General features: G+C 64.5%; 9 protein-coding genes. 4 read left to right on the forward strand and 5 right to left on the reverse strand.

The genetic code is table 11. The features are described 5' to 3' along the window. The first annotated feature begins 296 nt into the window (after positions 1 to 296). A complete protein-coding gene (locus QOD90_RS23705) occupies positions 297 to 956 on the forward strand; it encodes a GntR family transcriptional regulator (protein WP_526353660.1) in 660 nt (219 codons plus the stop codon). 16 nt (positions 957 to 972) lie between these two features. Here QOD90_RS23705 and QOD90_RS23710 read toward each other — a convergent pair whose 3' ends face one another. Then, positions 973 to 2,226 carry an acyl-CoA dehydrogenase family protein gene (locus QOD90_RS23710; RefSeq protein ID WP_526353662.1) on the reverse strand — a complete coding sequence of 418 codons (1,254 nt, stop codon included), beginning with the start codon at positions 2,224 to 2,226 and terminating at the stop codon, positions 973 to 975. Continuing rightward, the gene (locus QOD90_RS23715) at positions 2,223 to 3,365 is read right to left on the reverse strand and encodes an acyl-CoA dehydrogenase family protein (RefSeq protein WP_526353664.1); all 1,143 of its coding nucleotides are present in this window, start codon (positions 3,363 to 3,365) and stop codon (positions 2,223 to 2,225) included. Before QOD90_RS23715 ends, QOD90_RS23710 begins: the two co-directional genes overlap by 4 nt. A 107-nt stretch (positions 3,366 to 3,472) precedes the next feature. On the opposite strand from QOD90_RS23715, the gene QOD90_RS23720 reads away from it, so the two are divergent. From QOD90_RS23720 to QOD90_RS23730, 3 genes are read left to right on the forward strand one after another with little or no spacing between them, the layout of a single operon-like run. Continuing rightward, positions 3,473 to 4,978 (forward strand): class I adenylate-forming enzyme family protein, encoded by a 1,506-nt coding sequence (locus QOD90_RS23720; protein WP_526353676.1) that lies wholly within the window; start codon positions 3,473 to 3,475, stop codon positions 4,976 to 4,978. Next, entirely contained in the window at positions 4,971 to 5,708 is a 738-nt protein-coding gene (locus QOD90_RS23725; protein ID WP_526353666.1) for an Rv1363c family protein, read from the forward strand. The genes QOD90_RS23720 and QOD90_RS23725 overlap by 8 nt, the downstream gene beginning before the upstream one ends. Further along, positions 5,705 to 6,337, forward strand: coding sequence for an Rv1363c family protein (locus QOD90_RS23730; RefSeq protein WP_526353668.1), 633 nt, complete (start codon positions 5,705 to 5,707; stop codon positions 6,335 to 6,337). Before QOD90_RS23725 ends, QOD90_RS23730 begins: the two co-directional genes overlap by 4 nt. Before the next feature lie 45 nt (positions 6,338 to 6,382). Here the strand turns inward: QOD90_RS23730 and QOD90_RS23735 are convergent, their stop codons facing one another. The 3 genes from QOD90_RS23735 to QOD90_RS23745 all read right to left on the reverse strand — a co-directional run. After that, positions 6,383 to 7,312, reverse strand: a complete 930-nt coding sequence (locus tag QOD90_RS23735; RefSeq protein WP_526353670.1) for a hypothetical protein — start codon at positions 7,310 to 7,312, stop codon at positions 6,383 to 6,385. 43 nt (positions 7,313 to 7,355) lie between these two features. Continuing rightward, positions 7,356 to 8,504 carry a thiolase family protein gene (locus QOD90_RS23740; protein WP_526353672.1) on the reverse strand — a complete coding sequence of 383 codons (1,149 nt, stop codon included), beginning with the start codon at positions 8,502 to 8,504 and terminating at the stop codon, positions 7,356 to 7,358. Positions 8,505 to 8,506: 2 nt separating this feature from the next. After that, on the reverse strand, positions 8,507 to 8,740 hold a 234-nt coding region (locus tag QOD90_RS23745), incomplete at its 5' end, for a Zn-ribbon domain-containing OB-fold protein (protein WP_526353674.1).

Genomic DNA, 8,740 nt, shown 5'->3' on the forward strand with positions numbered 1-8,740 from the left:
GTCCTGCACGTCGACGGTCATGTTGAACGCGTCGAACACAAGCCCGGCAGCGACGACCGGCCCGGCATGACGGTCATGGTGGTCCGCACTGACTACCGCAACGCATCGGAGAACGTCCTGGCGACCGCGCGGGCGACCTATCTGTTTCGTCCTTCGACGCGCTGATCATCGCTGCCAAACCGGCAACCTCACCGCCAGACATATACTTGATACTCTCGATGCTCTCGGAAGTGATGCCCAACAGGTAGGAAGCAATGTCGCCGTCTGATCCGTCGTCTCCGGACCCTCGTGTGCTGTTGCCCACGGCTGATCGGCCCCGCAGCACCGCCGACACCGTCGCGAACTACATTCGCACGCTGATCTTCAGCGGACACCTCAAGCACGGCGACCGCATCAACCAGGACGACCTCGCCGAAGCACTCAACGTGAGCCGCATCCCGGTACGCGAAGCCGTCATCTCACTAGATCGCGAAGGGTGGCTGACCAGCCAGCCCCACCGAGGGTCCTTCGTCAACGGATTCCACAGCGACGGCGTCGAAGACCACTACGAGCTCCTGGGCATGCTGTTCGGGTTGGTGGCCCGACGCGCCACCGAACACGCCACCCCCGAGGACACCGCCGCACTGGTCGCCCAGCAGCACACCCTGCGCGCCGCCGAGGACCCCGATGACTTCCGCCACGAAAGCGACAAACTGATCGCACAGATGTTCGCCATCGCCGACTCGCCCCGACTATCGGCAGTTAGCCGGGTGATGACGGGCATCGTGCCAGGCAACTTCTTCGCGATGGTCCCGGGCACCATCGCCGATCAGAAACGAACCACGGCGCGGATCGTGAAGGCGATCACGGCCCACGATCCCGACCGCGCGGCCCAAGAATGGCTCAAACTCATGCGCAGACACGGCCAACACGTCCTCGCACTGCTTCGTGAGCGCAACCTCCTCAAGTCCGCCTAGCAGAGCAGTCGCGGCGTCAGATGGACCGACCGCGACGAACTTGGCTGAACGGTACGCCGCGGTCCGCCGCATACTCCCGGGGAAGGTTCAAGACCCGTTCGGCGATTACGTTGCGAGCGATCTCAGTGCTACCGCCGCCCAGGGAAACGATTTGGCGCTCCAGAAATCGCTCGCCAACGGCGAAGAGGTCTGCCTCATCAGCGATGACGGCTGCCGTCGCGGCGATCGCTCGCGCGGTGTCGATCTCGAGCTGATGGGCGTCGGCGTAGAACAGCCGGATGATGGATCCGGCAGCAGTAGGCATGGTGCCGTCGCGCACCCCGCGGTAGACGTGATCGGCGAGGTGCTCGGCCACCGCGCGATGGGCAAGCGCGCGGCCCGACATCTCCCGGATCCGGTCGTCACCGGCTTGACCGGTTCGGACCGCCAGGTCCAGATAGTCGATCGGCGCTGCTTCGGGGTCGTCGCCTTCCAGACCGCTGGAGAACTCCGACGCACGCCCCATCGACCGGCGCTCGTGATAGAGCTGACGTGACGCCACCTGCCAACCATTCCCCAACCCGCCGACCACTGCGTCGTCGGTGAGTTCGACATCGTCGAAGAACTCCTCGCAGAACTCCGACGAGCCGTTGGTCATGGTGATGCGCCGAAGCGTGACGCCGGGATGCTTGATCGGCAGCAGGAACATGGTCAGGCCCTCGTGTTTGGGGACGTCCCAATCGGTTCGGACCAAGCACAGGCCGTAGTCGGCCGCAAAGGCGCTGGTGCTCCACGTCTTTGCGCCGTTGATCACCCAGGTGTCGCCCCTGCGGTCGCCGCGGGTGATCACTCCTGCGAGGTCGGATCCGCCACTCGGCTCGGACAACAATTGCGCGAGCACCTCCTCGCCACGAAGTGCGGCCGAGACGTGCCGGCGCTTCTGGTCCTCGGTGGCGACGTCCAGAAGCGTCGCACAGCAGATGGTCAGACTCGGGATGTTGAGGATCAGCGGCATCTCGTAGCCGCCACTCTCGGCGTTGAAAGCCTTCTGGTACTCGATGCTCAGCCCGCGACCGCCGTATTCCCGGGGGAAACATATTCCAGCGAACCCGCCCTCGTACAAACACTTTTGGAGCTCCCGCGCACGCTCCCAGGATGCCTCCTGATCTAGGCGGGTCGCCGGGGGGTGATTCCGGTCGATGCGCGGCACGTTAGCAGCCAGCCACGCTTTGGCCCTGAGGCGGAACTCATCGACCGACTCGTCGACCGCAGTCACCGCGACGTCCGTCATTGGACTTCTCCTGATTCGTTCAGCCGCGCGAAGATGCGTAGGTTGTGTTGTTCTGGAGTTCCGAACATTGTGCGGTAGAGGGCAGTTCGTCTCAGATACAGGTGCAAGTCATGCTCCCAGGTGAGGCCGATACCACCGTGCAGCTGAATGCAGTCCTGCAAGATGTTGCTCGCCCATTCTCCGACATACGATTTCGCGATCGCGATGGACAGATCGGTCTGCGGTGAGCGCACCGCCACGTCGTGCACAGCGTGGGCAGTGGTGGCGCGGCAGGCCTCGAGACGGGTCTTCATGTCGGCGAAACGGTGCTTGAGGGCCTGGTAGGACGCGAGTGGCCGACCAAAGGAGTGCCGGTCGAATGCCCAGGCGATGGTCATGGCGAAGACCGCATCCAGGATTCCAACCACTTCCGCGGATTGCAGCATCAGCGCGATCTGGGTTTGGCGGTCGATGAGTGCCGGTGCCTGGTCGACACTGCCGACGGCGGCGCTGGGCTCGACCTCGACTCCATCGAAATGGACTCGCGCATAACGCTTCACGAGATCGATCGAGGACTGCTGTTCGATGCGCACTGCAGTCGCACCGGTCGGCACCAGGAATTGCCGCACACCATCGGCGCACTGGGCGACCACCAACAACAGGTCGCTCTCAGCAGCGGCTTCGACTCGATCCTTGACGCCGCTGATGCGGTAGCCGCCATCGGTGGCCGTCGCGGTGACGGACGGCTGCAGCGGTTCCCAGGGGCGGCCCGGCTCGTACACCGCCCACGTCGCGATCGTCTCGCCGGCCATCAGCGACTCGATCCTCGCGGCGTGCGATAGGTAGTCGTCGGCGTCGACGAGTCCGGCGATCACCACGCTGACGGGGTGAAGAGGCCCGGGACCGACCGACCTACCGACCATCTCCGCGACCAGTGCGAGGTCGACCACGCCATTGCCCGAAACGCTGCCACCGCCTAGGTCCTCGGGGACCAGTAAGGACGTCCAGCCCAATTCCGCGGCCTGTCGCCACCACGCCGGGCCAAACGAGAGGCCGGCGGCGTGCAGGTCCCGCACGGTCCGAAGCGAAGCCTCTTTGCCGAGGAACGCCTGCGTCGTCGAGACGAACAGTGCTTGCTCTGCGGATTCGACGGCAGTCATAGCGCGGCTCAACGCCTCTCATTCGGAACGGACGGATGTGGCGCTGTATGCCTCATCGCAAGCAGCATATACAATATATATCGTTGACCATTGCGAGAGGTTGGGCGTTGAGCATTTCACTGTTGTTGGAGATGGCAGTGTCGGCGAATCCGGATCGCGCGGCGGTCGACTGGGGTGATGGCCAGCTGAGCACCGGCGGCCTCAGCGATCTCGCCGACGGTGGAGCAGGTGTGATCAAGGGTTCAGGCGCCCAGCACGTCGTCTACGTCGGCACCGGCGCGGTGATGCTGCCCGTGCTGATGTTCTCGGCCGCGCGGGCGAGTGTGCCAGTGACGCCGTTGAATTACCGGCTCAGCACTGCCGGTCTACGGGAACTCATCGATCGCCTTCCAGAGCCCTTGGTGGTCGCCGACGCGCCCTACCTCTCGACGGTCGCCGGCGCGGGACGTCGGGTGATCAGCTCACAGGTCTTTCTACGCGAAGCGCTCACCACTGATCCGGTCGGTTCCTTTCCGGAACCCGAGCAGGTTGCGGTGGTGTTGTTCACCTCGGGCACTACGTCGCGACCCAAGGCCGTCGAGCTCACACACGACAACCTCACCAACTACATCACTCAAACCGTGGAGTTCAGCGCTGCCGGCGCGGACGATGCGGCGCTGATCTGCCTGCCGCCCTATCACGTCGCCGGCGTCGGCGCCGTACTCAGCAATCTGTATGCCGGTCGCAGAATGGTCTACCTCCCCCAGTTCGACGCGGAGCAGTGGATCCGATTGGTCAGCGAGCAGCACATCACCAACGCGACCGTGGTGCCGACGATGCTCGACCGCATCATCCAGACCCTGGAAGCACGGCCCCGGCCCCTTCCCAGCCTCAAAACGCTTGCCTACGGCGGTTCTCGAGTGCCGCTGCCCCTGGTACGCAGAGCGCTGGAGCTTCTCCCCGACGTGGGCTTCGTCAACGCCTACGGCCTCACCGAAACGAGCTCCACCATCACGGTACTGACCCCCGAGGACCACCGCGAGGCCGAACGCGCCAACGATCCGCAAGTCGCACGGAGGCTGGGATCGACGGGCCGGGCAGTGCCGGGCATCGAGTTGCAGATCCGCGATGAGCACGGCGACGTCCTGCCCCCCGGTGACACCGGTGAGTTGTGGGTCCGGGGCCCACAAGTATCGGGCCGCTACGCCGAAATCGGATCGGTACTCGACTCAGAGGGCTGGTTCCCCACCCGCGACGTCGCCAGCATGGACGAAGCCGGTTACCTGTTCATCGGCGGACGGTCCGATGACACCATCATCCGCGGCGGCGAGAACATCGCACCCGCCGAAATCGAGGACGTGCTCATCGAAAACCCCGACGTGCGCCAGTGCGCGGTAGTTGGAGTCGACGATCCGGGCTGGGGGCAGATCATCGTCGCCGCCGTCGTACCTGCCGAGGGCGTCAGCCCCGACCCAGATGCCTTGCGCGACTACGTTCGCGCCCAACTGCGCGGCTCCCGCACCCCCGACCGAGTGGTATTCCTGGACGAACTGCCGGTCAACGCAACCGGCAAACTCGTGCGGCGCGACCTCGTCGCGATCCTTCGGTCCACCGCGGAGGACGCACGTGGTTAGCGCATCCGACGGACCGATCACCGAGCCGGACGGCGTGGCCGCGACCGAGGAAGCGGACATCGCCGAAGCAGAAGCCGCCGAAGCAGAGGCGTTCGCCGCCGTCGCGCGAGCTCGGGCACGCGCGGCCCGATTGCGTGGCGAAGCCTCGACCGCGCAAGCAGAAGCGATGACAGACACCGTCGAAACCCCACTGGCATCTTCGGGCCGGGCGAAACGAAACTGGCTGCGGGCGCGACTCTTCCGCCGGCCGCGGTGGACCACAGTCGCCGTCGTGGCATCGACGATCTTGATTGGTGCCAGTGCTGGCGCCGCAGGAACCATGTGGTGGCAGCATCGGGAGACCGCACAGGACCGACAGCGCTCCGCGGAGTTCGCTGCGGCCGCCCGCCAGGGCGTCGTGAACCTGATGTCGCTGAACTACAACACTGCCAAAGACGATGTCCAGCGGCTCATCGACAACACGACCGATGACTTCCACGAGGAACTCGTGTCCACTCGCGATGACTTCATCAAAGTGGTGCTGGACTCGAAGGTCTCCACCACCTGTGCCATCAACGCAACTGCGGTGCAATCTATGTCCGCCGACTCCGCCGTCGTCCTCGTCGCGGCAACCTCGGACGTCACCAATACCACCGGCGCAAAACATGATCCGCGCACATGGCGGATCGGTGTCACCCTCACCCGAGACGGCGGCCAACTCAAGATGTCGAAAGTCGAGTTCGTGCCATGAGCACGAGGCAAGCTCTGCAATCCGAGGTGGTCGAGATGCTCGACGAGCCGATCGTCGACGACAACCCCGATATGGGTGCGGCCACCGTCGAGGCACCGAAGCCCGTCCGCGAGCAGCTCGGCGTGAGCCAGTGGATCCGCCGAAGTCCGGCGAAAGTGGGCATTGCCGTACTGGTGATGTTGGCCGTTGCCTCCGTGGCGCTGGCGACCTGGATGTATGTCCTCCAGTACCGTTCCGACCAGCAGATTGACCCTGCCGCGGAGAAGGCGGTACTCACCGCCGCCACCGAGGGTAGCGTCGCGCTGCTCTCCTACTCCCCGGACAGCATCGACCGCGATCTGGCCACAGCCAACTCCCACTTGACTGGCGAATTCCTAACGTACTACCGCCAATTCACCGACGAGATCGTCAGGCCTGCGGCCAAGCAGAAATCGATCAAGAGCAGTGCAACGATCGCCAGAGCCGCCATTAGCGAGATGCACACCGACTCGGCTGTGGTGCTGTTGTTCGTCAATCAGACGAGTACGTCGTCGGACCGTCCCGAGCCCTCGCTGCTTGCCAGCAGCGTCTTGGTCACTCTCACCAACGTGGACGGCAACTGGTTGATCGCCAAATTTGAACCGGTGTAGCGCCATCGGGCCCGGCGGACGCGAAGGAAGTCGAGGGCCTTCTCGTCAACGAGTGAACGCCGGCGGATCTTCTCCGGCGATCAGATCGGCGACGGGTTCGGCGGCGGCTTGGAAACTGAGGAACGCGTGCGGTAGTTGCATCGCCAGGATCTCCGACCGGACCACAGCACCCAGGGCTCGCAACCGGCGCTCGGCGTTCATGATGCGGTCCGGCGGTGCGATCGCATCGCCGGCGGAGCCGATGAGCAGCACGGATCGCGCGCGCCAATCCTGTTGCAGCACCAGCCGAGTGCGCAGCATGCTCAACGCCACACCGAAATGCTCGGAACATTCGTAGCGGGCCAGGGCGGAGTCACTGATCGTCCGATTGGCGGGCGGGCCGTACATCAGGTTGGCGTTGCCGGCGTGCAGCTGGCGCGTTCTGATCAGGTTCCACAGGCCGATCCGCGGCATCGAATCGGCTGCGGCCGCCGCCCTGGCGGCTTGCTTCATCGCACCAATGCCGGGTATCGAGGCGCCGCAGATCACGAATCGGTCGATTTCGGCGCCGTGTTCGCCGATCAGGCGGGCGACGTCGGCGATGCCCGCTGAGTGCGAAAGCACCTCCAACCGCGAAGACCGCGCTTGCCAGCGCCGGATCATCGCAGCGCTCACCCCTTGCCGGACTACGCTGTTGGCACGCGAGACCAAGGAGTGCGGTGGAGTGTCCGGACCGAGGAGACCCCGGGGTGTATGGCCGGGCATGTCGAAGCTGACGAGGCGGATACGGTGCGCGGCAAGATGTTCGGCGAGCATCGCCAGCATGGCGCCCGATCCGCCTCCGCCGCTGAAGGCCAGGATCGTGGGGACTCGTTGCCAGGATGCGGCGCTAGCGTGCAGGTACTCGACGATCGGAAGGCCGGCGACCGTTGCGGCGCGTGCTACGTGCATGCGGATCGGCTCAGCCCGATCAACCGCGTCGATGGCGACATCCATGTCGAGGTCTCCGCTCCACTAGAACCAGGGCATCGAGGGCGGATCAGTCGGCGCTGAGGATCAGCCCGCTGACGCCGGATGCGACCAAGGCGTTACGGGCCCCAGGGACCTGATTCGCCGCAGATCCGCGTAGTTGGCGGACACCTTCGATGATGTTGTTCACGCCGTGGATGTAACCCTCACCGAGCAGACCACCGTGGGTGTTGACCGGGATCGTTCCGTCGATCGCGATATTGCCCTCGGCGATGAAGTCCCTGGCCTCGCCAAGGCCGCAGAAGCCGAACGCCTCCAACTGATAGAACACCACCGGGCTGAAGTTCTCGTACAGCATCGCTACATCGATGTCCGACGCCGTGAGTCCCGACGTGCCATAGAGCTGTTCAGCGACGGACTCGGCCTCGTCATATCGCGCGGTGTCAGCGTGGTAGTAATTGAACAGCGTGCTGCCGTTGATGACGCCGCCGTGGGAAGCCGCGGCGACCCGCACCACGGGATGCCAAAGATCCTGGGCGCGTTCTTCGGTCGTCACGACCAACGCCACCCCCCCGTCGCTCTCCTGGCAACAATCGAGCAATCGGAGGATGGGTTCGACGATCCAGCGCGAATTCTGGTGATCGTCCAAAGTGATCGGACGGTCATGGAACCACGCACGCGGGTTGGTCGCCGCATACTTGCGGGCTTGCACGCTGTAGAGGCCGAAGTCTGCGTTGGTCAAACCGTAAGTGTCCATGTACCTCTGGAACCACAGCGAGTACATCTTCGCCGGCGTATCAAGTCCGAACGGTAGATACAGATTGAGCAAAGCAAGTTGCGCCTGCGCTGGTTGCCCGAACCGCTGACCTGAGCGCTCGTTGAAGGCCCGATAGATGACCACGGCGTCCGCCATGCCAGAGAGCACCGCGGCCGCGGCGTGCTGCACGGTACCAGCGGAGCCGCTTCCACCGAACGACGTCCGCGACGCCCATCGGATCTCTTGGATCCCGACGCTTCGCATGAGATCCAGCTCGTCGTTCTCGTCCTGGGTGAAGGTGACGAAGCCGTCGATGTCGGACGGTCGTAGACCGGCGTCGGCGATCGCGGCCTTGACCGCTTCCGCGGCGAGTTGAAGTTCGCTACGACCCGAATCCTTGGAGAATTCGGTCTGGCCCACACCGACGATGGCCGCCCGCTTCGCACCCGATGCACTCGCCATGACTAGCCGACCTCTTCGTCGATCACGAACTGCGGCAAGGTGACGTCCCCGAAACGCTCGAACGTCACACTGACCGCCATGCCGGTTCTTACCTCGGTGCCCGGCTCTGCGGCGATGTTGCTGACCATTCGAATTCCCTCCTCGAGGTCCACCACGGCGACGATGCGCGCGTCCGACTCAGGTGTCGAGGGATGCCGCGACACGATCCAGCTGTAGATGATTCCGCGACCGGACAG

Origin of the sequence: Mycobacterium sp., from assembly GCF_032161845.1 — a bacterium.
Classification (GTDB): Bacteria; Actinomycetota; Actinomycetes; order Mycobacteriales; family Mycobacteriaceae; genus Mycobacterium.